Source organism: Alcanivorax sp. HI0044 (genome assembly GCF_001634945.1).
Map to the genome: position 1 here is coordinate 1 of NZ_LWEZ01000706.1, position 712 is coordinate 712.

Genomic DNA, 712 nt, shown 5'->3' on the forward strand with positions numbered 1-712 from the left:
ATGTAGGTATCGATGGCCTGATGCTCATCCGGGAAGTCGTTTTTTAGGCTGTCCACGAAGGCCTTGGGGCCGGCCATCAGGTCGATCTGGCGGTCGCCAATAAACAGCCGGTCGTAGTTGGCATCCATGGGTGCCCATTTCAGCTCGCCGTCGGTGACATGGTCGAACAGGCGTTTGGCCATGGTGTGGTCGGCGCCCATGTCGCCGATGTAGTGCACGCCCACATCCCATTCGTAGCCATTGCGATCATAGCTGTGGGTAAAGCCCCCGGCGGTGTAGTGCTGCTCGAACACCACCACTTTCTTGCCCATTTTGCTCAGGCAGGCGGCGGTGGTGAGACCGCCAATGCCGGAACCGATGACGATGGCGTCATAGGGCCCGTCGAGACGTTTGGCGCGGTAGCGGCGGCCGACGCGAAGGGTGCTGGGGGTTGGGCTGCTCATGGGGTGTCCTCGTTGTTATCGGTATGGGCGTCGGTATGGGTGATGGCGCCCTCCAGCAACAGGCTGGTGATGCCTTCGGCGAGTTGGGGTTCGGCATCCGCATTGGGCAGATGGCCGTCGATGGTCAGCTGTGAAAGGCCGTGCACCAGCGACCAGGCGGTGGCGGTCATCAGCGATAGCGGTGCGGGCTTCAGATAGCCCGCCCGTTGGCCCCGGGCAATCGTGTCCTGCAGTACATTGAAGGCGCCAAGTCCGGCCTGATCGAGCCG

General features: G+C 62.4%; 2 protein-coding genes. Both read right to left on the bottom strand.

Translation table 11 applies throughout. From position 1 onward, the window contains the following. The coding region (locus tag A3730_RS08545; protein ID WP_156501085.1) for an NAD(P)/FAD-dependent oxidoreductase at positions 1-443 on the bottom strand (443 nt) is incomplete at its 3' end. Then, the coding region (locus tag A3730_RS08550; RefSeq protein ID WP_197477377.1) for a TetR-like C-terminal domain-containing protein at positions 440-712 on the bottom strand (273 nt) is incomplete at its 5' end. The genes A3730_RS08545 and A3730_RS08550, both read right to left, overlap by 4 nt.